At 62.9% G+C, this 26,293-nt stretch carries 28 protein-coding genes; 13 read left to right on the top strand and 15 right to left on the bottom strand.

Features of this window, described 5'->3' with window-relative positions; genetic code table 11:
- Nucleotides 1-68: 68 nt before the first annotated feature.
- Genes A4A58_RS08695 through rsmA form a run of 3 tightly spaced genes read left to right on the top strand, consistent with a single transcriptional unit; the run spans nucleotide 69 to nucleotide 2,914 of the window.
- Nucleotides 69-998 carry a SurA N-terminal domain-containing protein gene (locus A4A58_RS08695; RefSeq protein ID WP_068731129.1) on the top strand — a complete coding sequence of 310 codons (930 nt, stop codon included), beginning with the start codon at nucleotides 69-71 and terminating at the stop codon, nucleotides 996-998.
- Between the two features lie 42 nt (nucleotides 999-1,040).
- Nucleotides 1,041-2,045, top strand: a complete 1,005-nt coding sequence (pdxA, locus tag A4A58_RS08690; RefSeq protein WP_068731071.1) for a 4-hydroxythreonine-4-phosphate dehydrogenase PdxA — start codon at nucleotides 1,041-1,043, stop codon at nucleotides 2,043-2,045.
- Nucleotides 2,042-2,914, top strand: coding sequence for a 16S rRNA (adenine(1518)-N(6)/adenine(1519)-N(6))-dimethyltransferase RsmA (gene rsmA / locus A4A58_RS08685; RefSeq protein ID WP_068731070.1), 873 nt, complete (start codon nucleotides 2,042-2,044; stop codon nucleotides 2,912-2,914). Before pdxA ends, rsmA begins: the two co-directional genes overlap by 4 nt.
- Here the strand turns inward: rsmA and A4A58_RS08680 are convergent.
- The gene (locus tag A4A58_RS08680; protein WP_244499702.1) at nucleotides 2,898-3,875 is read right to left on the bottom strand and encodes an MFS transporter; all 978 of its coding nucleotides are present in this window, start codon (nucleotides 3,873-3,875) and stop codon (nucleotides 2,898-2,900) included. The two genes, rsmA and A4A58_RS08680, sit on opposite strands and share 17 nt — an antisense overlap.
- 291 nt (nucleotides 3,876-4,166) lie before the next feature.
- Here A4A58_RS08680 and A4A58_RS08675 point away from each other — a divergent pair, with 291 nt between their 5' ends.
- The 5 genes from A4A58_RS08675 (at nucleotide 4,167) to A4A58_RS08655 (ending at nucleotide 9,137) form a co-directional block, all read left to right on the top strand.
- On the top strand, nucleotides 4,167-5,480 hold the full coding sequence (locus A4A58_RS08675) for an HdeD family acid-resistance protein (RefSeq protein ID WP_068731069.1): 1,314 nt from the start codon (nucleotides 4,167-4,169) through the stop codon (nucleotides 5,478-5,480).
- A 117-nt stretch (nucleotides 5,481-5,597) separates the two neighbouring features.
- Nucleotides 5,598-6,656: an alcohol dehydrogenase gene (locus A4A58_RS08670; RefSeq protein ID WP_068731068.1), complete on the top strand. Its 1,059-nt coding sequence runs from the start codon at nucleotides 5,598-5,600 to the stop codon at nucleotides 6,654-6,656.
- An 81-nt stretch (nucleotides 6,657-6,737) separates the two neighbouring features.
- Nucleotides 6,738-8,117, top strand: a complete 1,380-nt coding sequence (locus tag A4A58_RS08665) for a caspase family protein (RefSeq protein WP_068731067.1) — start codon at nucleotides 6,738-6,740, stop codon at nucleotides 8,115-8,117.
- 30 nt (nucleotides 8,118-8,147) lie between these two features.
- Nucleotides 8,148-8,645: a hypothetical protein gene (locus tag A4A58_RS08660; protein ID WP_068731066.1), complete on the top strand. Its 498-nt coding sequence runs from the start codon at nucleotides 8,148-8,150 to the stop codon at nucleotides 8,643-8,645.
- A gap of 6 nt (nucleotides 8,646-8,651) precedes the next feature.
- Nucleotides 8,652-9,137: a hypothetical protein gene (locus A4A58_RS08655; RefSeq protein WP_068731065.1), complete on the top strand. Its 486-nt coding sequence runs from the start codon at nucleotides 8,652-8,654 to the stop codon at nucleotides 9,135-9,137.
- Between the two features lie 13 nt (nucleotides 9,138-9,150).
- Here the strand turns inward: A4A58_RS08655 and A4A58_RS08650 are convergent, their stop codons facing one another.
- The 12 genes from A4A58_RS08650 to fabD all read right to left on the bottom strand — a co-directional run bounded on the left by A4A58_RS08650 (nucleotide 9,151) and on the right by fabD (nucleotide 20,391).
- Nucleotides 9,151-9,975 carry an ABC transporter permease gene (locus tag A4A58_RS08650; protein ID WP_081421783.1) on the bottom strand — a complete coding sequence of 275 codons (825 nt, stop codon included), beginning with the start codon at nucleotides 9,973-9,975 and terminating at the stop codon, nucleotides 9,151-9,153.
- 72 nt (nucleotides 9,976-10,047) lie between these two features.
- Nucleotides 10,048-11,127 carry an extracellular solute-binding protein gene (locus A4A58_RS08645; protein WP_068731064.1) on the bottom strand — a complete coding sequence of 360 codons (1,080 nt, stop codon included), beginning with the start codon at nucleotides 11,125-11,127 and terminating at the stop codon, nucleotides 10,048-10,050.
- Between the two features lie 11 nt (nucleotides 11,128-11,138).
- Nucleotides 11,139-12,179, bottom strand: a complete 1,041-nt coding sequence (locus tag A4A58_RS08640; RefSeq protein ID WP_068731063.1) for an ABC transporter ATP-binding protein — start codon at nucleotides 12,177-12,179, stop codon at nucleotides 11,139-11,141.
- Nucleotides 12,176-12,964, bottom strand: a complete 789-nt coding sequence (locus tag A4A58_RS08635) for an ABC transporter permease (RefSeq protein WP_068731062.1) — start codon at nucleotides 12,962-12,964, stop codon at nucleotides 12,176-12,178. Before A4A58_RS08635 ends, A4A58_RS08640 begins: the two co-directional genes overlap by 4 nt.
- An 85-nt stretch (nucleotides 12,965-13,049) precedes the next feature.
- On the bottom strand, nucleotides 13,050-13,673 hold the full coding sequence (locus A4A58_RS08630; protein ID WP_068731061.1) for a TIGR00725 family protein: 624 nt from the start codon (nucleotides 13,671-13,673) through the stop codon (nucleotides 13,050-13,052).
- Between the two features lie 4 nt (nucleotides 13,674-13,677).
- The gene (gene gmk / locus A4A58_RS08625; RefSeq protein WP_068731060.1) at nucleotides 13,678-14,337 is read right to left on the bottom strand and encodes a guanylate kinase; all 660 of its coding nucleotides are present in this window, start codon (nucleotides 14,335-14,337) and stop codon (nucleotides 13,678-13,680) included.
- Nucleotides 14,338-14,339: 2 nt separating this feature from the next.
- Nucleotides 14,340-15,227, bottom strand: coding sequence for a YicC/YloC family endoribonuclease (locus A4A58_RS08620; RefSeq protein WP_068731059.1), 888 nt, complete (start codon nucleotides 15,225-15,227; stop codon nucleotides 14,340-14,342).
- 120 nt (nucleotides 15,228-15,347) lie between these two features.
- On the bottom strand, nucleotides 15,348-16,616 hold the full coding sequence (gene mltG, locus A4A58_RS08615; RefSeq protein WP_068731058.1) for an endolytic transglycosylase MltG: 1,269 nt from the start codon (nucleotides 16,614-16,616) through the stop codon (nucleotides 15,348-15,350).
- Nucleotides 16,617-16,730: 114 nt separating this feature from the next.
- Complete coding sequence (gene fabF / locus A4A58_RS08610; RefSeq protein ID WP_068731057.1) at nucleotides 16,731-17,996, bottom strand: beta-ketoacyl-ACP synthase II; 1,266 nt, start codon at nucleotides 17,994-17,996, stop codon at nucleotides 16,731-16,733.
- A 139-nt stretch (nucleotides 17,997-18,135) separates the two neighbouring features.
- Complete coding sequence (locus A4A58_RS08605; protein ID WP_006020277.1) at nucleotides 18,136-18,375, bottom strand: acyl carrier protein; 240 nt, start codon at nucleotides 18,373-18,375, stop codon at nucleotides 18,136-18,138.
- Between the two features lie 297 nt (nucleotides 18,376-18,672).
- Nucleotides 18,673-19,410: a 3-oxoacyl-[acyl-carrier-protein] reductase gene (gene fabG / locus A4A58_RS08600; protein WP_068731056.1), complete on the bottom strand. Its 738-nt coding sequence runs from the start codon at nucleotides 19,408-19,410 to the stop codon at nucleotides 18,673-18,675.
- A 21-nt stretch (nucleotides 19,411-19,431) separates the two neighbouring features.
- Nucleotides 19,432-20,391, bottom strand: a complete 960-nt coding sequence (gene fabD, locus A4A58_RS08595; protein ID WP_068731055.1) for an ACP S-malonyltransferase — start codon at nucleotides 20,389-20,391, stop codon at nucleotides 19,432-19,434.
- Between the two features lie 369 nt (nucleotides 20,392-20,760).
- On the opposite strand from fabD, the gene rpsF reads away from it, so the two are divergent.
- The 4 genes from rpsF to rplI all read left to right on the top strand — a co-directional run bounded on the left by rpsF (nucleotide 20,761) and on the right by rplI (nucleotide 23,206).
- On the top strand, nucleotides 20,761-21,234 hold the full coding sequence (gene rpsF / locus A4A58_RS08590; RefSeq protein WP_068731054.1) for a 30S ribosomal protein S6: 474 nt from the start codon (nucleotides 20,761-20,763) through the stop codon (nucleotides 21,232-21,234).
- A 5-nt stretch (nucleotides 21,235-21,239) separates the two neighbouring features.
- Nucleotides 21,240-21,479, top strand: a complete 240-nt coding sequence (rpsR, locus tag A4A58_RS08585) for a 30S ribosomal protein S18 (protein ID WP_002711478.1) — start codon at nucleotides 21,240-21,242, stop codon at nucleotides 21,477-21,479.
- Nucleotides 21,480-21,603: 124 nt separating this feature from the next.
- Nucleotides 21,604-22,572 carry a hypothetical protein gene (locus tag A4A58_RS08580; RefSeq protein ID WP_068731053.1) on the top strand — a complete coding sequence of 323 codons (969 nt, stop codon included), beginning with the start codon at nucleotides 21,604-21,606 and terminating at the stop codon, nucleotides 22,570-22,572.
- Between the two features lie 49 nt (nucleotides 22,573-22,621).
- Entirely contained in the window at nucleotides 22,622-23,206 is a 585-nt protein-coding gene (gene rplI / locus A4A58_RS08575) for a 50S ribosomal protein L9 (RefSeq protein WP_068731052.1), read from the top strand.
- 88 nt (nucleotides 23,207-23,294) lie between these two features.
- On the opposite strand, the gene A4A58_RS08570 is transcribed toward rplI, so the two are convergent.
- The gene (locus tag A4A58_RS08570; RefSeq protein WP_068731051.1) at nucleotides 23,295-24,416 is read right to left on the bottom strand and encodes a hypothetical protein; all 1,122 of its coding nucleotides are present in this window, start codon (nucleotides 24,414-24,416) and stop codon (nucleotides 23,295-23,297) included.
- Nucleotides 24,417-24,705: 289 nt separating this feature from the next.
- Here A4A58_RS08570 and A4A58_RS08565 point away from each other — a divergent pair, with 289 nt between their 5' ends.
- Entirely contained in the window at nucleotides 24,706-25,956 is a 1,251-nt protein-coding gene (locus A4A58_RS08565) for an SAM-dependent methyltransferase (RefSeq protein ID WP_068731050.1), read from the top strand.
- Between the two features lie 6 nt (nucleotides 25,957-25,962).
- On the opposite strand, the gene A4A58_RS08560 is transcribed toward A4A58_RS08565, so the two are convergent.
- The gene (locus A4A58_RS08560) at nucleotides 25,963-26,193 is read right to left on the bottom strand and encodes a hypothetical protein (RefSeq protein ID WP_139069809.1); all 231 of its coding nucleotides are present in this window, start codon (nucleotides 26,191-26,193) and stop codon (nucleotides 25,963-25,965) included.
- Between the last annotated feature and the right edge of the window lie 100 nt (nucleotides 26,194-26,293).

The raw sequence follows: 26,293 nt of genomic DNA, 5'->3' as shown, positions 1-26,293 counted from the left end.
CCGTTTTCCGTCGCGATGTATGCGAATTCTGCTTTCAAGAGAGCTTTGACACCGCGGTTTTGACAATGATGGGTACGATGATTTCCGGACGCATTCTGCAAGCCACTTTGGCGACGGCAGTTACCCTTTTCATTTGCGCGGGATCGCCGGCTCGGGCCCAGTCCGTCGCTGTCATGGTCAACGGCGAGCCCATCACCAATTTCGATATCGAACAGCGCACCAAGTTGAATGCGCTGTCGGGCGCGAAGACAAACAGCCGCCAGGACGTGATCGACGAGCTAATCAACGAGAAAGTGAAGATCAAGGAAGGCAAGAAATACAGCGTTGATCCCGGCGCCTCCGAAGTTGACGGTGCGTTCCAGAACATGAGCTCGCGCATGCGCCTCACACCGGATCAGCTCGTGCAATCGCTGGCATCCAAAGGCATTCGCCCGGACACGTTGAAGAGCCGCTTGAAAGCCGACATGGTTTGGAATGCCATCGTCCGTGGCCGCTTCAAGCAGAGCCTGCAGGTCGGTGAAAAGGAAGTTGACGCAGCGGTTCAGGGAGCCGGCGGCGACGCGATGACCGAAGCATTCGAATATCAGATGCGACCTGTCGTGCTGGTCGTCCCCCGCGGGGCAGCGTCCGGCATGATGGAAGCGCGGCACAAGGAAGCGGAAGGGCTGCGCGAGCGCATCCAGAGCTGCGAAGACGCCAACCGCACCTTCAAGTCGATGCAGAACGCGACCATCCGCGATACCGTCGTCAAGACTTCCGCCGATCTGCCGCCGTCCCTGCGAGAACTGCTCGACAAGACCCCGATCGGCCGTCTCACGCCGCCGGAAGTGACCCGCCAGGGCGTCGAAATGGTCGCTCTATGCGCGCGCAAGCCGACCAAGGTCGATACGCCGAAGAAGCGGGAAGTCCGCGACAAGATGTTTGCCGACAAATTCGAAGCGAAGTCGAAATCCTACCTGCAGGAAGTGCGCAAAGCGGCGATGATCGAATATCGGTAATTTCCGATCCGGCTTAGGCCGCGACTGGCTTAGGGCGGCACCATGACCAAACCTCTTGCGCTGACATTGGGCGAACCGGCCGGCATCGGCCCGGACATTGCCATCGCTGCCTGGCTGCGTCGGCACGAACTCGACCTGCCCCCGTTCTATCTGCTTGGTGACCGTGACTTCATGGCGGAACGTGCCAAGACGCTCGGCCTCGACGTCAGGCTGGCCGATGCAACGCCCGACAGTGCTGCTGAGACGTTTGCTGACGCGTTACCAGTGGTGTCGATCGGGCAGACGGTCACCGCGCCTCCCCGTCGTCCTGACGCTTCCAGCGCGCCTGCAGCCATTGCCTCGATCCGTCAGGCGATCGCGGACGTGGAAGCCGGCCATGCCGGCGCCGTCGTGACCAATCCGATCGCCAAGAGCGTGCTCTATCGCGCAGGTTTCACCCACCCGGGTCACACCGAATTTCTCGCCGAGCTTGCCGCCCGCGATGGAAAGGTCCCGCTGCCGGTGATGCTGTTGTGGTCGCCCGAACTGGCCGTGGTGCCGGTCACGATCCATGTCTCGCTGCGCGATGCTATTGCCCAACTGAGCGGCCCGCTGATCACTGCCACCGCGCGCATCGTGGTCAACGACATGAAGACCCGTTTCGGCATCAAGCGGCCACGACTGGCAATTGCTGGCCTCAATCCGCATGCCGGCGAAGACGGTTCGATGGGAGACGAGGAGCAGGCGTTCATCATGCACGCGGTGACCGTATTGCAGAACGAAGGCATCGACGCACGCGGGCCTTTGCCCTCCGATACCATGTTCCATCCGGCAGCCCGCGCGACCTATGACTGCGCGATCTGCATGTATCACGACCAAGCCCTGATCCCGATCAAGACCATCGCGTTCGATGAGGGTGTCAACGTCACGCTCGGCCTTCCCTTCATCCGGACCTCGCCGGACCACGGCACGGCCTTCGATATTGCCGGCACCGGCCGCGCCAATCCGTCGAGCCTGATTGCGGCGTTGAAACTCGCGGCCCGCATGGCTGCGACGCAATCCGCATGAGCGGGATCGACGATCTGCCGCCACTGCGTGACGTCATCAAACGTTTCGATCTGCAGGCGCGCAAATCGCTCGGCCAGAACTTTCTGCTCGACCTCAATCTCACCACACGTATCGCCCGCGCCGCCGGCCCGCTGGAAGATTGCACGGTCATCGAAGTCGGCCCCGGCCCCGGCGGCCTCACCCGTGCATTGCTGGCGACGGGCGCCAAACGCGTCATCGCCGTTGAGCGTGACGAGCGCGCGCTCGGCCCGCTCAAGGAAATCGCCGCGCACTATCCTGGTCGGCTTGAGATCGTCATCGGCGACGCCCAGACCTTCGATCCGCGCCCGATGCTATCAGGCGAGCGCGCCAAGATCGTCGCCAACCTCCCCTACAATATCGGCACGCAGCTCCTGATCGACTGGCTGTGCACCGAACCATGGCCGCCCTGGTACGACATGATGGTGCTGATGTTCCAGCGTGAGGTCGCCGAACGCATCGTCGCGGTCGAAGACGACGAGGCCTATGGCCGGCTCGGTGTGCTGTCGAACTGGCGCGCCGAAACCAAGATCCTGTTCGACATCTCGCCTGCCGCCTTCACGCCGCCACCGAAGGTGACGTCATCGGTCGTGCGCCTCGTTCCCCGCGCGGAGCCAGAGGCCTGCGAACGACGCCTGCTGGAACAGGTGGCGGCTGCGGCGTTCAATCAGCGCCGCAAGATGCTGCGGCAGAGCCTGAAAGCGCTCGGCGTCGATCCCGAGCGACTGGCCGCCGCCGCAGGTGTTGACGTCACGCGACGTGCGGAGACAGTCCCGGTATCGGGGTTCGTTGCCATGGCACGCGAATTGTCCGCGCTCAGAAAAGCAAAGAGCATCACGCCGGCGCCCTGACGTCCCGTGCAGGACTGCAGATCGCCGCGCACATGAAGCAGGCGCAAACGAACGCCACGAACATTGGTAGTCCGTGCGTCAGCCACTGCATCGCCACGCCGGCGAAGACCGGGCCGATCAGCGCACCTGCACCCCACATCAGTCCCATCGCAGCATAGATACCAACCAGCTGGCTGCCGCTGAAGCGACTGCCGACGATGGTCAGCATGATCGTATAGATGCCGACAAACACACCTCCCCATACAAACAGCAACGGATAGGTGGTCCACGGCGACAACAGCGCCCACGGCCAAACGAGCGCGCCGATCACCGCCAGCCCCGCCAAAGCGATGATCATGCGACGGCGGTCGAGCTTGTCGCCGAGCCAGCCGATCGGCAGTTGCAGCATGATGGCGCCGACCATCATGCACGACATCAATTGCGTCGCTTCGGTCTCGAGCCAGCCGAGCTTCACGGCATAGAGCGCGAGGAATGACAGCCCAGCGCTTTCCACCGCGGCATGCAGCACCGTTGCCGCCATCGCGACCGGCGCCAGCATGATGAAGCGCAGTGGATTGGCATCCGCGGGTTCATCGAACACTGGCTGTGTAATTCCTGGCGCCGCCAGACACATCAGGGCCAGAATGGAGAAGCCCGCGCCGATCCAATAAGCGGTCCCGCCCTGCGTCCCCACAAGGGACAGCGTAAGCGGACCGAGCGCGAAGCCGACCGAGAGCGCGGCAGTATAGGCCGCCATGGCGCGGGCCCGTGTCGCGTCGGTGCTCAGGCTGTTTAGCCAGGTTTCCGACATCACGAACAGGGTTTCGGACGCGGCGCCAAGCACGATACGCAGTGGAAACCACAGCCAGATCGACGGCATCGCCGGAAACAGCGCAAGTATCACGGCAGCAACCGCCAGCGCACCGATCACCATACGCCGCATGCCGACGCGCGCGGCAAACCTTGGCAACACAAATGCCATAGCCAGCACGCCGACCGCATGCATGCATGGCGGCATTCGCGCCTATGAATGTGTCAGACGAGCCGTGCTCTGCGAGATCCAGCGCGATCAATGCGGCGCTGAGGCTGTAAGTCAGGCCGAAGATCATCGCTGCCATGATCACTGCGGCGCGCGACCAGAGCGTGGAACCGGGTATGGAACCGGTTGAAGACTGCATGCGTGCCCCCACCGTGAATGCCGAGCTCCTCGCATAAAAACATTAATCATCCGCTGGCTATATCTGGCCCTGGAAACCGGGATCATGGGCAACCGATGATACGACTGCTGCTACTCCTGCTGGGCGCGGAAGTGGTGCAACGGCGCTGGCGGTTGCTGCTCGCGATCGGCGTGCTGTGGGCCGCCTTGGGCCTCGCTATCGTGATCGACGCGTTCGATGGCAGCACGATCGTGCGACCGCACTATTTCGGCTACCTGCTGCTGCTGGAAGGCATTGTCAGCCTGCTGGCTGCCCTGCTTGCCGTCACGCGTCGGCCCTATCAGTTCGCCAAGGCAGTTATCCTGATCGTACCGGCCGTTATCATCATCGCACAGCCGCGACATTCCAACCTGCTGATTGCGATGCTGCTGGGCGGCGTACTACTGCTCGACGGCAGCGCGCGCATCGCCAGTGCCTGGCTGGTGCGCTTCGAAAACTGGCGGATGGCAATCGGTGCTGGTGTGATCGAACTGATACTGGCCGCCACGACGCTGGAGCCATGGCCGACCTGGTACGAGGGCACGATCGGGTTCAACATCGGCGCGTTGCTGATCGTATCGGGACTGAGCATGACGTTGCTGGCCAACCGTTTGCGGCGATTGCCACCGGATGCACCCATCTCGATGCTGGTGGGCGGCGCGTTTCCGACGGCACTCTGGGTGCCCGCCACGCCGGATGATGCCGGCAAGGACGATCTCGTCGTGCATGTCTGGACACCCACAGGGCCCGGCCGCAACGCGCGGCGCCGACCGCTGGTGGACCGCTACATTGCAGCTGTCGATGCCAACGGCATCGTCTCCACCGGACATGCAGCACTTGAACTCGCGCCCAATGTCTATGTCAGCCACTATCCCGCCGTCGAAATCGATCGCGCGCCGAACGAGTTCGGCCGCGTGCTGCGCGCCGGCGTCGAGAACGACCTGCCCGGCCGTTTCCAGCCGAGCTATGCCGAGGAAGCAGAAGGATGGTGCGAGGCCACTGAACATATCCGTTTCACGCGCATCGACCGCGTTCGCGTCCGCCACTTCTGGCGCACTTACCGCGTTGATACGACCTACAACCTCACCAGCCGCAACTGCTCGACCGCCGTGGCACACGCGCTCGATGCAGCACTCGAAGGCGTATTCGGACGCACCGAGCGACCGTGGCGCGCATTTTTCCGGGCCGCGGTCACGCCCGAATTATGGGTCGCGGGCGTCTTGCGGCAGCGCGCCGAAGCGATGGCCTGGACACCCGGATTGGTCCTCGACTATGCGCGGCTGCTCCAGGTGTTGGTCGAGCCCACGCCGGAACAGACCTCCCCGGACTGGTCGCGCCTCAGACGGCTCAGTATCCGCCGAGCAGCACGGGCTCGTACGCGCACGGCATGACCTTCCGCACGTGTGGCGATCTGGATGCGCAGCTGCGAACCTGGTGCTCTTGGGCACCCTTGAACTCGCCCCCATCCTGTGATTGCTAGGATGCAATGAAGTCTAGGGAAAAATAAAATGGCAATGATGAAGCGCCAGTCACTGGTGAAATTCGACGCTCCGCTCTGCGAAACCATCGTCGACACGCCGAAGCCACAGGGCAAGGAAGTTCTGGTCCGCATCGAATGCTGCGGGCTCTGTCATTCAGATTTACACATCCAGGACGGCTATGCGGATCTCGGCGGCGGCAAGAAGCTCGACACCACGCGCGGCATGACGCTTCCCTTTACGCTCGGCCACGAGATCGCAGGGATTGTCGATGAGGTTGGTCCCGATGGAGATCAATCGCTGATCGGCAAAAGGAAGGCCGTCTTCCCGTGGATCGGCTGCGGCAAGTGCCGCGATTGCCTTGCGGGCGATGAGAACCTCTGCGCCAAGAACCGCTTCCTCGGCGTGTCACTCGACGGCGGTTTCGCGACGCATGTGCTAGTGTCGGACGCGAAGTATCTGCTCGATTACGATCCACTACCGATCAACATGGCGGCGACTCTGATGTGCTCGGGCATCACCGCTTACGGCGCGCTCAAGCGTCTCGTCGATCGCCCGCGGCAGCGCAACCTGCTGCTGGTCGGTCTCGGCGGCGTCGGCATGGCGGGCCTAGCGCTCGCGCAGGCGATGTTCAAGCAGCCGATCTCGGTGGCTGATCTCAATCCGGCGGCACGTGAAGCCGCGCTCAAGAACGGCGCAGCCTTCGCCTATGACCCTTCCGAGCCCGATGTCGCCAGACGAATGGTCAAGGAGAACGATGGCGGCTTCGATGGCGTGGTCGACTTTGCTGGTAATGACAAGTCCATGAACTTCGCGGTGGCCACGGTGGCGCGCGGCGGCAAGATCGTGGTGTCCGGCCTGATGGGCGGTAATTTCAGCCTGCCCATGGTGCAGTGGATCTACAAGCGCATGACCGTCGAAGGCTTCATGGTCGGCACACTTGAGGAAGCCAAAGAGCTGATGGCACTGGCTCGCGCCGGCAAGCTCAAGCCGACGCCGATGAAGGCGGAGCCCATGGGCGAGGCCCAGAAGTGGATCGACGAATTGCGCGCCGGTAAGGTCGTCGGCCGGATCATGCTGACCAATTGAATTAGACTGAGCCAAGGCTCTGGCTCGGATTGCGCTTCATGCGATCCGGGCTAGGATGTGTCCCATTGCAGGATGGGACACATGGACCATTTCGTCCAACCGGTCAGATCACTTGCGCGAATTGCCGCGCTGATGGCCCTGACTTTGCTGCTCTCGGTCAGCGCTGCATTGGCCGAGAAGCGCATCGCGCTTGTGGTCGGCAATTCAGGCTACCAGAACATCACCCGCCTCGATAATCCGAAGAACGACGCGAAGCTGATGGCGGAGACGCTGAGCGGTCTCGGCTTCACGCTGATCGGCGGCACTGCGCAATTGGACCTGGATAAAAGCGCACTTGATCTCGCCGTGCAGAATTTCGGCCGGCAGGTTCAGGGCGCTGACGTCGCCCTGTTCTATTACGCAGGCCACGGCGTGCAGGTCAGCGGCTCCAATTACCTCGTGCCGGTGAACGCCAATCCGACCCGCGAGGCGGATGTCGATTTCCAGATGGTCGATATTAATCTGGTGCTGCGCCAGATGCAGGGCTCCGGCACGCGCCTCAACATGGTCATCCTCGATGCCTGCCGGAACAATCCGTTCGGGTCGCGTGGCCTGCGCGCCTCGGAAGGCGGCCTTGCCCAGATGCGCGCACCGGAAGGCACCCTGATCTCCTATGCGACCCAGCCCGGCAGCGTGGCGCAGGACGGCAGCGATGGTAACAGCCCCTATACCAAGGCATTGGCGAGTACCGTGCGTCAGGCCGGGCTCGATATTTTCCAGACCTTCAATCAGGTCGGCCTTGCCGTGAAGCGCGCCACCGGCGGCTCGCAACAGCCATGGGTATCGTCGTCGCCAATCGACGGCACGTTTTACTTCGTGGCACCAACCGCCACCGTGCCGCTCGTCGTGCCGCAGAAGCCCGTGCAGGAAGCACGCCTGCCCGATGCGCCGCGGATCGACTTCGACAAATTGCCGATCACCGATCCAATCAAGCTTACGGAAATCAGCGACCGGCTTTATGAGCTGAATTTCGATCCCGAACCGCTGAACAGCAAGAATGGAATCGCGGTTGCGATCCGCGATTTCCAGGTCAAGGGCGGCATGCCACCAACCGGAGAGGCGACCGAGGGCCTGCTGCAGCGTTTGCGCAGCGCGAGCGACCAGAAACAATGGGGCTCGATCGTCTACGACATCAAGAACAAGAAGTGGGGCATGTCGTGGGATCAACCGTCCCGCAAGTCAGCCGTGACCAAGGCACGCGCCCAATGCGGCACAGCTCGCTGCCCGCTCGAACTGTCGTTTTACGGAGCGAATTGCGGCGCCTTCGCGGCTCTCGGCGGCAACTGGTCGCTGGTCGCGCGGCCCACGCTTGCGCAAGCGCGCGATGCGGCCATCGATCAATGCACTAAGACAGGAAAATCATGTCCGATCGTCGGCGCCATTTGCGCCAATGCCACGGTGGGCCCTGACGCGAAATTGTAAGTTCGATCTGTTTTTTGAAAGTTATTGAACATGATTTTTCGATCTGGACTTCTGATTGGTTTGGCCGTTCTGACATTTTCGGGAGACGCAGCTCTGGCACAGGGCGCAACCGGTGGCAGCCTTGGCAACGACAGCAAGACGCTATCGGGCTCCTCCCCCGAATCCCGATCGGCCGCGCCTGCCCAACGCGAAAGCTCCGAGCGCCGCGCGCCGCGCCGTCAAACCACCTCACGCAACCGTGGTGAGGGCGCGGGAGGCGGCGGAAATTTCGACGGCGCCTGGTCGATATCGAGCGTAGGCACCTCCGGCTGTTCCGACACGTTCACGGAAAGCTTTGTCGTGTCCAACGGAAGGATGATCGGCAAAGACGGCAGCGCCCCGGTCAGCGCCAACGGGACAGTGCGTGGAAGCGGAAACTACAGCGGCATCCGCGTCACCAGCCAGGGGCGCCTCTCCGGCCGTACCGGTTCGGGAGTTTTCCAGCGATCCGATGGATGCTCGGGCCGCTGGGTCGCGAGCAAGCAGTAACCGCCCATGGCAATCCCGCAGATCATCCTCACCAGCCTGCTCATCATCACACTCGGCGGCAGCGACGCATGGAGTCAGGGCGCGACCGGCGGCAGCCTCGGCAATGACAGCAAGTCGCTGTCCGGCTCATCCTCCGAGCCGCCTGCCGCCAAGCCAGCCCGCCCGCCGCGATCCGAGCAGCGTGCAGCTCCGGCCCGCCGCAGCTCTGGTGACGGCGGCGGCAGCGCCGCCAGATTCGATGGCACCTGGCTGATCGCATTCATCGGTCAATCGTCGGTGTGTGCGGGCAAAACCGCCAGCAGCACATTGACGATCTCCGGTGGGAGCGTCGGCGGGGGCGGTAACATCAGTCCAAGCGGCGTATTGCAAGGGGTCGGCAGCAGCGGCAGTGTGAGCGCGGTCATGACCGGCCGCCTGTCCGGCCGCGGTGGTGGCGGCTCGATGCAAATGTCGAACGGTTGCACCGGTCGCTGGACGGCCAGCAAGCAATGATCGGCGGCAGCGACTACGACTTGCGCTGCGGACGCATCGCTTCGCCGATCGCCACGACGACGGCGCAGATCGCCACCAGCACGATCGATGCTGCGGATGCGGCCGGCAGATCGGTCCCCGTCTCCGAGATTTTGCTGTAGAGCACCAGCGGCAGGATATTCACCTGCGTGCCGGCGAGCGCCAGCGCGGTGCCATAGGCGCCGACGGCGACCGCTGCCGTCAGGCAATAGGCTGCGATCAGGCTCGGTAATATCTGCGGCAGCATCACTTCAGTCAGCGTGCGGAAGCTCCCTGCACCGAGCGAACGCGAGGCCAGCATCTGGTTGCGATCGAAATTGCTGATCGCCGGCAGCACGATCAACACGACGCGCGGCACCAGATAGTAGGAATAGGCCAGTCCCAGTCCTACCGGTGAGAAGATGAAACCGCCGATCACCGCGGGATCGAAGCCCAGTTTGGCGAGCAACAGCGTCACGAAGCCGGCGCGGCCGAGCAGAAGAATGAAACCGTAAGCGACGATCAGCCCGGAGAATGTCAGCGGTAGCGAGATCGCGATCAAGGCTGCCGTACGGAGGCCTGGCGCGAAACGCGCCAGCGCAAGTGCAACGCAGAAGCCGACAACGAGCGAGAACAGCGGTGCGACGGTACCCAGCACCATCGTGCCGCGCAGGCCGTTCCAGAACACGGGATCGCCCGCGAGACGACCGAACGCACTGCCGCCATCCGCAAAGGCGCCGACCAGCACCGCACAAACCGGGATCAGAAAGAACAATCCCAGCACCACGCTGCCGGGCACGGCGAATGCAGCGAGCATGGATGTCGGGACGCGGGCGCTCATCGTGATCTTTATTCCGCAATGACAAAGACGCGATCCCCGCTCTGACGCGGGGATCGCTTTGGTGAGTTCGGCTTACTGACCGAGGACGGCCTTGGCCCAGCCGGCGTCGATCTCGGCCTTCTTCGCGGTGGCCTTGGCGATATCCATCGCCTGCACCTGCGGCGCAGCCGGCATCTTGTCGGCAACGCTTGGCGGCAGGGCGACACCGGGCACGGCCGGACGCACATAGCCCTCGGCGAAGATCTTCTGGCCTTCTTCGCTCATGATGAAGTTGAGCCAGAGCTTGCCGGCGTTCGGGTTCGGGCCGTTCTTCACCAGCGAGATCGCGTAAGGCGCGGCAGCCGATGCTTCCTTCGGAATAACAACGGCGACGCCATCGCCGAGACCGTCGGTGAACTTGGCTTTCAAACCATCGTTCTCGTAGCCGATCCAGATCGGGATCTCGCCCTTCAGGAACTGTGCGTAAGGCGTGGTGCCGACCGTGCGCAACACATTGCCGGCCTTGGTCAGCTTGCCCAGATAGTCGATGCCCGGCGCGACATTGTCCATGCTGCCGCCGTTACCGAAGGCCGCGGCGAAGGCCACCACCTGGCCCTGCCCCGTCGAGCGCGGGTCCTGATACACAATGGCGTTCTTGTATTCCGGCTTCAGAAGATCAGCCCAGCTCTGCGGCACGGTCTTGACCAGCTTGGTGTTGACGAGGAAGGCCACGCTCAGCGTGTGGATGGTGAACCAGCGGCCTTCGGCCTCGCGCAGCGGATCGGCGAGCTTGTCGAAATTCACCGGCTTGAAGCCATCGACGACGCCGGCCTTTGCTGCGTCCAGAGCGGACGCTGCAAAGTAATAGGCCGTATCGGCCTGCGGACGATTGCGCGCCTTGTCGAGGGCGACGACGGTCGCGGCCGAACCAAGGTCGTTATAGACCATTTCGACGCCGGGATAGCGCTTCTGGAAGGCCTTGAACTGGTTGGCCCAGTTGGCCCAGGTCGGTCCGGTATCGAACGACACGACGAGGCCCTCCTTGCGCGCGGCTTCGTACAGCGTCTTCTCGCCGACATAGAGCTCGGCACCTTCGAAGGCCCATGCGGCCGGGCTAATGGCAATGGCGAGGGAGGCTGCGGCAACGCCGCTCAGAAACTTGCGTCGGTTCATGTCGATCTCCTTTATGAGGTCGGGGGAAGAAGGCGGATGGCATCGTGCGGGATCGTCACGCCGGTGATCGACCCGCGCAGATGAGTTTCGAGACGGATGGCCCCGCCAGCGACGGCCATATCGATCCGCCTGACGGGACCAAGATAGCGGTCGGCCGACATGCTGCCCGCGAAGCAGCAGGGATTGCTCGCGTCGACCGGACCCGTGATGGGCTCGACCCGCTCGGGGCGTACGAAGACGGTGACCTTTGTGCCGATGCTCTTGCCCTGCGTGTCGCAGGCCAGCGCGCCAACCGGCGTTGTCACCATGCCGTCACCGGAAATGCTGCCGGGCCACAGGTTGGATTGACCGACAAAGGCCGCGACACTGGCATCGGCCGGTGTCTCGTATAATTCGCGCGGCGTGCCGATCTGCACGATGCGACCATCGCGCATCATCACGACCTTGTCGGCAATTGACAGCGCCTCTTCCTGATCATGCGTCACCAGCAGCGTCGCAATGCCGGCCTGACGCTGCACGCGCAGAATTTCGTCGCGCATTTCCAGTCGCAACCCCGCATCGAGCGCCGACAGCGGTTCGTCGAGCAGCAGTCCCTGCGGCTCGAACACCAGCGCACGGGCCAGCGCGATGCGCTGCTGCTGACCGCCCGACAATTCCGCCGGATAGTCTTCCGCGCGTTTGCCCATGCCGACCCGTCCGAGCATCTCAATAGCACGCGCGCGCCGCGCCTGTTTGGCGATGCCGCGCACCTTCAGCGGATAGGCGATGTTTTCCCAAAGCCGCATATGCGGGAACAACGCATAGTTCTGAAACACGACACCCAGACGACGCGCCTCGGGCAGTGACGCGCCGACGTCCTTGCCATCGATCAGGATGCGCCCGGTGTCAGGCTTGAGGAAGCCCGCCAGCAATTTCAGAATCGTCGATTTGCCCGACCCCGAGGCGCCGATGATGGCCAGCAATTCGCCGCGGCCGATCTCCAGAGCAATGTCGAACACGCCAGTGCTCGTGCCGGGATAGCGGTAGCTCACTTGATCGTATCGCAGCGTCACGCGCCTGCCCCCACTTTACGCCGGCCGGTGACCCGCGCCGTCAGCCCGCTGGTCAGCGATGCGATCATCGCAAGCCCAAGCAATACGACGGTGGCGGCGCAGGCAAAGCCCGTCGCGCCGTAAAAGGCCTGCAGCAGCACCACCGGATAGGTGCGCGACAGGAAACCTGAGACCAGATTGGACAGTTGAAATTCGCCGATCGACAGCGCGGCCACCGTCAGCATGCAGGACAGCAGGCTCGTATGCAGTTGCGGCAGCGTCACGTCCCACATGCGGGCCGGAAAAGATGCGCCGAGCGTTGCGGCCGCGTGCTCATATTCGGCGAGCCCGAGTTGATCCATATCGGCAACCAGTGCGGTCACCGTATAGGGCAACGTTAGCACGAGGTGCCCCGCCGCCAGCAGCCAGAAACTGCCGAGCCACGGCAATGCATCCGACGAGAAGACGAGTATGAAGCCGAAAGCGAGAACCAGCTCGGGCACGGCAATCGGCATCAGCGTGACAATCCGCGCCGCGAGCCGCACGCCGCCGCGGGCGCCGGCATGAATGGCGTAAGCCAGCGGAAGTCCGATCAGGATGTTGAGAATGCAGGTGGTCGTGACGATCTTCAGGCTGGTGGTGAAAGCGCGTCGAAAGCTGGGATCGCCGGCGACTTCCTGATACCAGCGCCAGGTGAAGCCTGACGGCAGCAGCGTGCCACTCCAGACTTCTCCAAAAGAGCCGACGAACAACAACAGGACTGGCGCCGCGAGAAAAATCAGATAGGCGATCGCGACGAACGGCACGAGCCACGTCCCCTGTCAAATGTGATGCTGAAGTCTGCGCCTCAGTATAACGGCGGCATATCAGTTTTATGACAGAGCGGCAAAGTTATGCATTTGCGAGAAGGCGTGCTGCGATGCGAGCAATGACGCCGTCGACATCAGCGACGCGCTCGACCGTATTCACCTCTGGCGCATCGGCCATCGCCAGCACCAGACGATTGAATTGTAGTCCCAGCGCCATCTCCGAGAGTGTCCCGACACCTCCGCCAATCGCGACCAGCACGAGACATGCGCGCGCGATAATGGCATTCCGTGCGGGGCCTATGCCCGTTGCGATGGGGATCGCAACATAGGGATTGGCTGCGTGCCACTCCTCATCGGGCAACAGGCCGACGGGCATGCCGCCCTCCTGTGCATGGCCCTTGCACGCCGCTTCCATCACGCCGTTCTTGCCGCCGCACAACAGTTGCAGGCCATGGCGCGCCAATGCCGCGCCCATCTGTTCGGCGAGATCGTATTGCGCTTGTGTCGCGTCTCGCGGCCCGATGATGCCGATAGGCACACGGCGCAGCTTGCGCGTTGCTGCGAGCCGCAGCAACGCCTCGGAAGCCGTCACAGCTTTACCATCATGCTCCGGCGCATCGTCACGCCATGTCAGCGCTAGCGGATCGAATACCCGTGCGCCATCGCCGAGCTGCTGCGTGCGCTCATTCCAGAACAATACCTGCATGGCGTTAGCCTTCGAGCTCTTGCTGCAATCCGCGCACGAATGACGTCAGTCCGGTGCGACGTTCGCGCTTCAGACGTTCGGCCTTGAGGATCGACTGCACCTCACTATAGGCCTCCTCTACATTGTGGTTGATGACAATGTAGTCGTATTCCGCCCAGTGACTCATCTCATGGCTGGCGCGGCTCATGCGCCCGCGGATCACTTCGTCGGAATCCTGCGCACGCGTATGCAGGCGCTTTTCGAGATCGGCCGCCGAGGGTGGCAGGATGAAAACGCTGACGACGTCGGCCCGCGCCTTCTCGCGCAATTGCTGCGTGCCCTGCCAGTCGATGTCGAACAACACGTCGTTGCCGGCGGAGAGCGCGGCTTCCACCGGCGCACGCGGCGTGCCGTAGCGGTTATCAAACACGATGGCCCATTCGAGCAGTTCGTTGCTCTTGGCCATTGTCTCAAAGCGCGGCTTATCGACGAACATGTAGTCCTTGCCGTCGACTTCACCGGGCCGCATCGGGCGCGTCGTTGCCGAGACCGACAATTGCAGGTCCGGCATCCGGTCGATCAGCAGCCGCGTCAGCGTCGTCTTGCCGGCACCGGATGGCGATGACAGTACGAACATCAATCCGCGCCGTTCGACTCCATCAAAACTTGTGCTCCCCCCGGACATGATCACTCCAGATTCTGTACCTGTTCACGGAATTGCTCGACCACGTTCTTCATCTCGAGGCCGGTGCTGGTCAACTCCAGATCGTTGGATTTCGAGCAGCAGGTGTTGACCTCGCGGTTGAACTCCTGCGACAGGAAATCCAGCCGCCGCCCCACCGGACCGCCCTTCTTGATCATTTCGCGCGACTGCGAAATATGCGACGCGATGCGGTCGAGTTCTTCGCGAATGTCGGCCTTGGTCGCCATCATCAGCGCTTCCTGGTTCAGCCGATCACTATCGAAACGATCCGAGGCTTCCAGCAGTGTGGCGATCTGTTCGGCAAGGCGCGCGCGGATCGCTTCGGGCTTGCGGCCCGGTGCGGCCTCGGCCTTCTGCGACAATGCCTCGATCTCATTCAGACGCTGGGATAGGAGTTCTCCGAGCGTCATGCCCTCACGCTTGCGCATGGCGACCAGCGCGGTGAGCGCCTCTTCGAATGCTACAGCTACGGCAGCCTTCGCCGCCTTGTCCTCGGCCTCGTCAGCCTCGGGCTCGACCACTTCGATCACGCCCTTGATATTCATCAGACCATCGACGCTCGGCGCGACAGCATCGATCTTGCTGGCCAATTCGGCGGCAATACGCAGCACCGAATTCAGCACCTCTTCGTTGATCCGCACGGTCGAGGCCGCGTTGCTGCGCTTAACGGTGAGGTTCGCGTAAACCGTGCCGCGCGACAGCACTTCAGGGGCGCGCTTGCGGGCGACCGCCTCGACTTCGTCGAAGCCCGGGGGCATCCGGAAGCGCAGGTCGAAGCCCTTGGCGTTGACGGATTTCAGCTCCCACTCGAAGCTGTAAGGCCCGCTGGTGCCGTGGCTTCGCGCAAAGCCAGTCATGCTCGACAACGCCATCGCGGAAGGTCTCCAAAGAATACGAGTAAGATTCGCAAGGGCGCGAACCGGCTCAGGTTAGGGCCTTTTCGGGCCAAGGGGAATTCGAAGCAGAAGCCAGCGCAGGCCCGGTGGTGCGGCCTATTGCTGGACAACCGGCGGTGTACCCGTCGATTGCGCGGCGCCCTGACGGGCTGGCGCAGGCGTCGTGCGGGCGCGCTGCTTGGCCGGTGCGGGTCTGGCCGGGCTTGTACCGGTCGCAGCAGCGGGATCCGCGGGAGCTCCAGCGGGCGCAGCAGCCTCTTCCGGCGGCTCGACGGCGTCGTTCTGGACGGCCTTCTCGAGCGCGCGCAGCTTGCTGACGTTCCTCTGGTGTGCGTCGTAGGTTTCGGTGAAGGCGTGACCGCCGGTGCCATCGGCAACGAAGAACAGGTCGCGGGTGCGTGCCGGATTGGCAGTCGCCTCAAGCGACGCACGGCCCGGATTGGCGATCGGCCCCGGCGGCAGGCCTTCGACCACATAGGTATTGTAGGGCGACGGCTGCTGGATCTCGCTGCGCTTGATCGGACGGCCCAATGTGCCCTTGCCGCCAACGATGCCATAAATGATCGTCGGATCGGACTGCAGCTTCATCTTCTGGCGCAGACGGTTGGCGAACACGGCGGCAACGCGGCTGCGCTCATCGGCACGGCCGGTTTCCTTCTCGACAATCGAGGCGAGCGTCACCAGTTGTTCCGGCGTCTTCGCCGGAATGTCGGCGTTACGGCGTTCCCAGACTTCGGCCAGCACGCGCTTCTGCAATTGCTGCATGCGCTGGATCACCTGGTCGCGCGGCGTGCCGCGGGGGAATTTGTAGGTCTCGGGCAACAACGTGCCTTCACGCGGCATTTCGCGGATCGAGCCGGTGAAGATGTCGTTATCGGTCAAACGCGCGACGATCTGCTCGGAGGTCAGGCCCTCGGGAATCGTAATGGAGTGTTGCACGACCTTGCCTTCGACGATGGTGCCGATGACATCGCGCAGATTGGCGTTCTTCTGGAACAGATATTCGCCGGGCTTCAGTTCCGAGCTGGCCTTCAGCGCAAACACGGCGCCGATGAAAACCCAGCGATTGGCGGAGATCACGCCTTCGCGCAGCAACGCTTCGGCGATGTCGCCCTTGCCCGCACGCGCGGGGATATTGACGACCTTCTCTTCCTGCAGCGGCCCCGGCGCTTCCAGCGCCTGGCGACCATAGACATAGGCGCCGCCAGCACCGAGCATCGCGACGATAATGATGGTGATGATGGCATTGCCGGCAACCACGAGCGGATTACGCGCATGATCGGAACGCTTCGGCGGCGGCGGAACCTGCTCCGGCTCCAGCGCGGCACGCGGACTCCTCGGCGAAATGGGCGGCCTCTCACTCATCGATAGTACCTGATCCTGTCGGTTCAATCGTGACGGGGACAAACACGATCCCCGTCAATAGCATACGCCCAGTGTAGGAATTAGCGCGGAATACGGCGAAACGGTGGAGGTTCTCTAACCAGCCACGCGCTGTAGGATCACGGACGCATTAGTACCGCCGAAACCGAATGAATTCGACAAAGCAATGTTGATCTCGCGCTTGCGCGGGGTCAATGCGACGAGATCGATCGCAGTTTCCACCGACGGATTGTCGAGATTGATCGTCGGCGGCGCGATGTTATCCCGAATCGCAAGCACACAGAAGATAGCCTCGACCGCACCGGCCGCACCGAGCAGGTGGCCGATCGACGACTTCGTCGACGACATCGACACTTTCGACGCGGCATTGCCGAGCAGGCGCTGAACCGCGCCAAGTTCGATCTCGTCGCCGAGCGGCGTCGAGGTGCCGTGCGCATTGATGTAGTCGATGTCGGCCGCGGCAATGCCGGCGCGCTTCATTGCAGCGTTCATGCTGCGGAACGCACCATCGCCATCGGGCGTCGGTGAGGTGATGTGGTAGGCATCACCCGACATGCCATAGCCGATGATCTCGGCATAGATGCGTGCGCCGCGCGCCTTGGCGTGTTCATACTCTTCGAGCACGACGACGCCGGCGCCCTCGCCCATGACGAAACCATCGCGGTCCTTGTCGTAAGGCCGCGACGCTTTCTCCGGCGCTTCGTTGAAGTTGGTCGACAGCGCACGTGCTGCCGCGAAGCCGGCCATCGCCAAACGGCTGATCGGCGACTCGGTGCCGCCGGCAACCATCACATCCGCATCGCCGAGCGCGATCAGACGGCCGGCATCGCCGATCGCGTGCGCACCGGTCGAACATGCCGTAACGACGGAGTGATTGGGGCCTTTGAGGCCGTGCTCGATCGAGACATAGCCCGAAGCGAGATTGATCAATCGGCCGGGAATGAAGAACGGCGACACTTTGCGCGGGCCGCGCTCTTTCAAAAGCAATGCGGTATCGGCAATGCCGGACAGGCCGCCGATACCGGAGCCGATCATCACGCCGGTGGCGCAGCGATCGTCTTCATTGTCGGGGTGCCAATTGGCATCGTCGAGCGCCTGCCTGGCGGCACACATCGCATAGATGATGAAGTCGTCGACCTTGCGCTGGTCTTTCGGCTCCATCCACTGGTCGGGATTGAAGGTACCACCCGTGCCGTCACCGCGCGGAATCACGCAGGCGATCTGACTGGTGAGATCGGATACATCGAATGTATCGATCCGCTTTGCTCCGCTCTCACCGTTGAGGATGCGCTTCCAGGTCGGCTCGACGCCGCAGCCAAGTGGCGACACCATGCCAAGGCCTGTGACGACCACCCGCCTCATTGTCGTACCTCCACGGCCCATCCTTGAGCCGATGTGTCTTGAGCTAAAGTCTCTTGAGCAAATGCCTGCGTCACAGCAAGAAGCCGGTGGATCGCACAAACGCGATCCGGCCGGCTTCAAAATGTGTCGCGCGAAGGCGTCAGCTCTTTGCGTTCTTCTCGAGAAACTTGGTTGCGTCGCCGACGGTCAGAATCGTCTCGGCGGCGTCGTCCGGAATTTCGCAGCCGAACTCTTCTTCGAACGCCATCACGAGCTCGACCGTGTCGAGGCTGTCAGCGCCGAGATCATCGATGAAGCTTGCGGCATCGACCACCTTCTCGGGTTCAACACCAAGGTGTTCCACCACGATCTTCTTCACTCGCTCGCCAATCTCGCTCATATCAACCTCGTGCTTGTTACATTGGGCCCGTCCGCAGACGATACGAGCCATCGTGGAGCGTTTAACTCGTTAAACCTTGCGCAGTTGCGCGTCTCTGGATTGACCCCGTCGTCCCGGACGGAGCCTCGCGAAAACGGCAGGCTCGTCCCCGCCAATATACAGGGTTTCAAATTCCTGCAATGGCCTTCTTTGCCCCACCGTTGGCGGTTCGGTTACCATACTTCATTTGGCTTGGCCACATAGCCCGGTAACTGTCCAAACCTCAATTAAATCACGGCGTTGGGGTTCCCCCGACGCTTAGATCATCGCCATGCCGCCATTGACATGAATCGTCTGTCCGGTGACGTAAGCCGCCTCATTTGAGCTCAGATAGACGGCCGCTGCCGCAATATCTTCCGGCGAGCCGAGGCGCCCTGCCGGCACCTTGCTGAGAATCGTTTCGCGCTGCTTGTCGTTCAGCACATCGGTCATCGGCGTTGCGATGAAACCGGGTGCAATGCAATTGGCCGTCACGTTGCGCTTGGCGTATTCCGCCCCCAGTGTCTTCATCATGCCGATCAGGCCGGCTTTCGCCGCGGTGTAATTCCCCTGCCCGGGATTTCCGGTCACGCCGACCACCGAGGTGATGGCGATGATGCGGCCGAAGCGCTTGCGCATCATCAGCTTGGTCGCGGCGCGCGCGAGGCGGAAGGTCGCGGTCAGATTGACGTTGATCACGCTGTCCCAATCTTCGTCGCGCAACTGCACGAACAGATTGTCCTTGGTGATCCCGGCATTGGCCACGAGGATGTCGAGCTGTCCCATCGCCTTCTCGGCGGACGGCACGAGTGCTTCGACTTCCGCTGAATCGGACAGATTGCACGGCAGCACATGGACGCGGTCGCCGAGCTTGGTGGCGAGGGCTTCCAGCACCTCGCGGCGCGTGCCTGAGATGGCCACCGTGGCACCCTGCCCATGCAGCGCGGTCGCGATAGCGCCGCCGATGCCACCGGTCGCGCCGGTGACCAGCGCCGTCCGTCCCGTCAAATCGAACATCTCGTCTTCTCCTCTGGCCGCTTACGCCGAATGCGCTGCTGCGAGCGCATCCTTGGCGGCGGCAATGTCATTGGGTCCACCGACGGCGACGCCGACGGCGCCTTCGGCAATACGTTTGACGAGCCCGCTCAGCACCTTGCCGGAGCCGACCTCAAGGAAACGCGTCACGCCCTGCCCTGCCATATAGGACACGCATTCACGCCAGCGCACGGTGCCGGTGACCTGTTCGACCAGGCGGCGGCGGATTTCATCGGGATCCGAGATCGGCGCGGCCAGCACGTTGGACACCAGTGGCACCGCGGGCTTGTTGATCGTGACCTTGGCCAGCGCCTCAGCCATCACGTCGGCGGCGGGCTGCATCAGGCTGCAATGGAACGGCGCCGACACCGGCAGCAACATCGCACGCTTGGCGCCCTTGGTCTTGGCGATCTCCAGCGCGCGTTCGACCGCAGCCTTGTTGCCGGACACCACGACCTGCCCGCCGCCATTGTCATTGGCGGCGTGGCACACTTCGCCCTGTGCAGCTTCTTCAGCCACGGCCACGGCGGTCTCGTAATCGAGGCCGAGCAACGCCGCCATGGCGCCGACACCCACCGGCACGGCCTTCTGCATGGCCAGACCGCGGGTCCGCAGCAGGCGGGCCGCATCCGTGACCGAGAGGCTTCCCGCCGCTGCCAGCGCCGAATATTCGCCGAGCGAGTGGCCGGCCACGAAAGCGGCGTCCCTGGCCAGCGAGATGCCAGCCTCGGCCTCGAGCACCCGCATGGTCGCCAGCGACACCGCCATCAGCGCCGGCTGGGCGTTTTCGGTCAATTGCAGGGTTTCGGCCGGGCCATCCCAGATGATTCCCGTGAGCTTCTCGTTGAGGGCCGAATCGACCTCGTCGAACACGGCCTTAGCGGCGGGAAATGCATCCGCGAACGCCTTGCCCATGCCGACCGCCTGGGAACCCTGCCCCGGAAAGGTAAATGCTGCGGTCATTGACGCCCCGTCATGTTTTTTGGCTTAAACTCGTTCAAACGTGCGCCGTAAGACACTGGCACGACGGGGAATGTCAAGCTGCAGCGCTCAGAATGCACCACGATCCGGGTTCCCGCCCTCTCCCGGAATCCGCGCATTTGGCCCCTGTTTCGCTTGCCATTACTGGGAAAATCCGTATAAGGCCCCGATCCGCAGATCCCGGCCGGGAGCTGAACGGACGGTCACAGCAAAATCACACACAGGTTTGTTGCGATAGGGCCAGTTGGTCCGTCGTCCCGTGCTCCCGCCTTCTGAGCAATATCGAGTCCTTTCCATAAGGGTTCGAAGGGCTTGCCGCCGGGAAACGCGCTAACCTTGGAAAGGACAGCCATGCCTCTTTATGAGCATGTATTTCTCGCACGTCAGGATGCGAGCGCACAGCAGGTCGAAGACCTCACCACCCAGATGACCGGCATCGTCGAAGGTCTCGGCGGCAAGGTCGTGAAGATGGAAAATTGGGGCGTGCGCTCCCTGACCTATCGCATGAACAAGAATCGCAAGGCGCACTTCGTGCTGATGAATCTCGATGCCCCGTCCGCGGCGGTCACCGAGATCGAGCGCCAGGAGCGGATCAGCGAAGACGTCATCCGTTATCTGACCGTCCGCGTCGAAGAGCACGAGGAAGGCCCGAGCGCCATGATGCGCAAGGCTGATCGTGATCGTGAGCGCGACGACCGTGGCGGTGGCTTCCGTGGCGACCGCGAAGGCGGCGGTTTCCGTGGCGACCGTGAAGGCGGTGGCTTCCGTGGTGATCGTGGTCCGCGTCGTCCGCGCGACGACGAAGCAGCATCGGTTGAGGAGTAAGAATAATGGCTGAAGCTGGTGCACGTCGTCCGTTTTTCCGCCGTCGCAAGACCTGCCCGTTTACGGGTCCGAACGCGCCGAAGATCGACTACAAGGATTCCAAGCTGCTGATGCGTTACGTCTCCGAGCGCGGCAAGATCGTGCCGAGCCGCATCACTGCCGTCTCCGCCAAGAAGCAGCGTGAACTCGCCCGCGCCATCAAGCGCTCGCGTTTCCTCGGCCTGCTGCCCTACGTTATCCGCTAAGGCGGTTTTCGACCGGCGGCCTCGTGCCGCCGGTCGCTTCTATTTCTCATAAGGCTTCCGGGTCGTCCGGTCGCCGATGGTTGGGGCAAGTGCCTCTAACCGCTCAAAGGGGGCGGGACAGCTGATGATCGCAAGTCTTCTCATCGCGTTTGCCGCCGGCGCTGCCTCAGCGCTGATGTTCGCCTCGATCATTTCGGGCGCGTTGATTTCCCTTTTGCTGTTCTATCTCGCACCACTCCCCTTGATGGTGGCCGCTCTCGGCTGGGGTCCGGTCACTGCTGCCATCGGCGGCATTGCAGCCGGCACCTCGCTCGGCCTGCTGTTCGGCATGCCCTATCTCGCCGCCTTCGTTTTCACCGTGGCACTGCCCGCCTGGTGGCTCGGCCATCTCGCGTTGCTCGGCCGTCCAGTGACTGCAGAAGTGCCGGGCGTGAATGGCGCGGCCGCGACACCCCCCGTGGTCGAATGGTATCCGGTCGGCCGTATACTGCTGTGGACAGCGGGTTTCGCCGCATTCACAACCATGGGCGCGCTGCTGACGCTCGGCACCGATGGCGACACTATCGTCTCGGCGCTGCGCCGCGCTCTGACCCGCATCCTGGGATCGCGCGGCGGCGCTGGCGACTCCGAACAGGTCATCAATGCGCTGGTGACGATCGCTCCGGCTGCCGCCGCCATCGTCGCGATCATGACGCTGACGCTCAATCTCTGGCTCGCCGGCCGCATCATCGTGACATCGGGCCGGCTGAATCGGCCGTGGCCGGAGCTGAAATCCGCAGCGCTGCCGCCGATGACGATGGTCGCGCTGTGTCTGGCCGTCGCGCTGTCCTTCATGGGCGGACTGATCGGCATCTTTTCGCAGATCTTCACGTCGGCGCTGATGATGGCCTATGCCCTCACCGGCTTCGCCGCGCTGCATACGCTGACCATGGGCATGAAAAGCCGCGTGATGGTGCTGGGCCTGACCTACGCCATGGTGCTCGTCCTCGGCTGGCCCATCCTCACCATGGTTGGCCTCGGCCTCGCCGATGCCTTCTTCGGATTTCGCCAACGTTTTCTCGCACGCAAGCCACCTTCTTCGACGGCGGCCTGACCAACTCACCTCAACCCAACACCTGCTCAACACTTAAAGGAGAACGATCATGGAAGTAATTTTGCTCGAACGCGTCGCCAAGCTCGGCCAGATGGGCGAAGTCGTCCGCGTCAAGGACGGCTACGGCCGCAACTTTCTGCTGAAGCGCGGCAAGGCGCTGCGCGCCACCGCCGACAACCGCGCCAAGTACGACGGCATGAAGGCTGACCTCGAAGCCAACAACATCAAGGCCAAGGCGGAAGCCACCACGGTTGCCGAGAAGATCGACGGCCGCAACGTCATCATCATCCGTCAGGCATCGGAAACCGGCCAGCTGTTCGGTTCGGTGTCGGTGCGCGACATCATCGCCACCTTCGAGGCTGATGGCGTCACCTTCGCCCGCAGCCAGGTTCTGCTCGACGCGCCGATCAAGACTATCGGCCAGCACAAGATCTCGATCGCCGTGCATCCGGAAGTCGAAGTCAGCGTCAGCGTCACCGTTGCCCGTTCGGCCGACGAAGCCGAGCGCATCAACCGCGGCGAAGACATCTCAAGCCGTCAGGAAGATCAGGACGCAGCCGCCGAAGCACTCGCCGCCGCCGGCGAGTTCTTCGATCCGGACGCACAGGGCAACGCCGAAGAAGACAACGGCTAAGTCCACACGAAGCTTCTGCTCAAACGAGAAAGGCCCGGCCAATCTGGCCGGGCTTTTTTTGTTCCGTTGTTGAGAGACGGTTGACCTTCTACTGCGAGATCGGCGGCACCGGCGGACCTGACGAGGCCGGAGGCACCGGTGGTGCAGCCGACGCCGGAGGCGGTGGTGGCGGCGCGGCCGGTGCCGGCGAAGGCGCAGCTGGAGCCACAGGAGTCGGCGCAGGCACTGGCGGAGTTGCGGGAGGCACGACCGCTGGCGGCGGAGCTGCGGCTGGCGGGGACGTTGGAGCCACAGGTGCCGGGGCCGGCGTTGTTGCGGGCGGAGACGCAGGGGCTGCCGGCGCAGGAGGCGTCGGCTCGGCTGGCGCCGGACGGCTTTCCCCTTCAGGCGCCTTCGGTGCCGGCGTGACCGACGGAACGGGATCTGGACGAAGTGCCGGCGTCTCAGGCTTGGCTTCGGGCTTCGCCTCAGGCTTGCTCTCTTCAGCGGGCTTCGCAGGCTCGGTCTTGGCCGGCTCCGGCCGTGGCTCAGCCTTCGGCTCAGACTTGGGTTCAGCCTTCGGCTCGGTCTTGGGGTCGACCTTGGGCTCGTCCTTCACAGGTTCGGCCTTCGGCGGCTCTTCCTGATGGCGGCGTCCCTTCTTGCCAAGCTTCTGCTTCTGCGCGGGACGCTCTGCTTCAGCGGCAGCCGGCGACTGTGCGTCTACGGGCTTGGCCGCATCGGGCTTCGCTTCGGGATTGTCTGTCGCCGGGCGCGCCTGTCGCCGGGCATTGCGGCCCTGGCGCGTGCCGGGCTCGGCCTGAGCTGGTGCAACATCGGCCTCGGGCTTGGCGGCCTCCTGCGGACGTAGCCGGCGGCCCGGCGGCGGAGCCTCGGGCGTCGGCGCAGCACCGGGCCTGGCATCGGCCGGGGCCGGCTTCTGCTCGGTCGTGAGTTCACGGCCCTGACGCGTCAGGTTATCCCCGGCAGGACGGCGGTCGGCCGCCCCGTTGGACACGACATAAGCGGCCATCGACGCCGCCATATCTGTACTTGTCGTGTAGTGCTGGCGCAGGAAGGCCGGCAACTGACCGGGCGCCACCGTCTTCAGCAGCCCGCGCGGACTTTTATGGCAAACGGCACAGCCGCCCGCGAAAATCTGGGAGGGTGATTTACCGGCTTCGAGGTTTTGGGCCTGTGCCGGGACTGCCGCGAAGCTAATCAGGAGCATCACCGTCGCTAAACTGAGCGCTCGGCTCAACATTTCAATCTCCTGATGTGGCTAGCTTAATCACGCGGATCACCTTGTATCCGATTGTGACGTGAATGGAAGCATCGACATATCGCAACGATGTGATCGGAACAATCGGGATAGCGGCATTGCAGCGTGCGCATTGGCACAGGCGGTGCGCCGTTACTATCATCTATATAAGAGCTAGGGAGACAGTTGATCTCGTGCACGGCGGGAAGTTACGCTGTTGCTTCATTTTGCGCGTGATCGGATCATTGGGGTGATTTCGATGGACCGTCTGTTACGTTTCTTCCTGAGTCAGTACATTCGTCGAGGGGCAATAACCTTTACCACCGCCTCCGGCCAGCAGTTCACCTTCGGAGATGGCTCCGGCCCTCCGGTGTCCGCCCGCTTTGTCACCAAAGCCGCCCAACGCCGACTACTTCTCGATCCCGAACTGGCACTCGGCGAGATTTTCATGGACGGGCTCCTAGTCATGGAGCGCGGCACCATCGCCGACCTCCTCGCCATCGCCCTGAACCAGCCCGATATGGCGCCACGCTGGGCCAAGCTGCAATGGTGGCTCCGCTACGTCCTGCGCCACGCCCAGCAGTTCAATCCGCGCAAGCGCTCCCGCAACAACGTTGCCCATCACTACGATCTGGACGCCCGGCTCTACTCATTATTTCTGGATGCCGACAAGCAATATAGCTGCGCCTATTTCGAGGGCCCGGACGCGACCCTGGACGACGCCCAGCTCGCCAAGAAGCGCCACCTCGCGGCCAAGATGCTCATCGAAAAAGGTCAGCGCGTACTCGACATCGGCTCCGGCTGGGGCGGGCTTGGGCTCTATCTGGCAGAGATGACCGGCGCCAATGTTACCGGCGTTACACTGTCCACGGAACAGCTGCAGGTCGCCAATGCCCGGGCCGGCGAGAAAAACCTCAAAGACCGCGCAAAATTCCTGCTCGAGGACTATCGCGACATCCCCGGTCCATTCCACCGCATCGTCTCCGTCGGCATGTTCGAACATGTCGGCGTCGACCATTACGACACCTACTTCAAGCGATGCGCTGAACTCCTGACCGAGGACGGCGTCATGGTGCTGCACTCGATCGGCCGCCCTGAAGGACCTGGTATCACTAATCCATGGGTCGCCAAGTACATTTTCCCCGGCGGCTACATCCCCGCTTTGTCGGAAGTTCTCCCGGCGATCGAACGGGCCGGGTTGCTAGTCTCGGACCTCGAGATCCTGCGGCTGCACTATGCCGAGACGCTCAAGGCATGGCGAGAGCGCTTCATGGCACGACGCGAGGAGGCCGTGCGACTCTATGACGAGCGCTTCGCGCGGATGTGGGAGTTCTATCTGGCAGCGTCTGAAATGTCGTTCCGCATGCAGAACGTGATGAACTTCCAGATCCAGCTCACCAAATGTCAGGACGTGGTGCCGTTCACGCGGGATTACATCGGACGGGAGGAAGAGCGGCTTCGGGCCAAGGAACGCGCTCAGCAACCGCGTCTGCAGATTGCCGGCGAATAGGCTGGTTTAGTGCTGGAATAGGAGCGTCGCCTGCCAGCGGCGCAAGACAGGCCGTGGCCGCAAAATGGCGGGGCGCTGGAGGCGCGCTTTGGCGGCGGACAGCGCTTTCGTATCGCACGGGACATTTTCAAGCTGCGCGGTGCGCTCGAATGTGTCGATCAGCGTGGACAACCACGCAGAACCGTCGGTTCCGGCAGCCTGAGTTCCGGCATCGGGATGCTGGTGACGCTGGCCCATGGATCTATCCTTCGCCTCTATATTCGTTTTGAAGCCAAACGCCCGGCTCCCCGTGGAGTTCCGGCACTGCCGTGCCTGCCAGCGGCTGGCTCTCTTATAA

This window comes from Tardiphaga robiniae (assembly GCF_001618955.1).
In the GTDB taxonomy this organism is placed as follows: Bacteria; Pseudomonadota; Alphaproteobacteria; order Rhizobiales; family Xanthobacteraceae; genus Tardiphaga; species Tardiphaga robiniae_A.
This window is presented reverse-complemented; position numbering and strand designations above follow the sequence as displayed.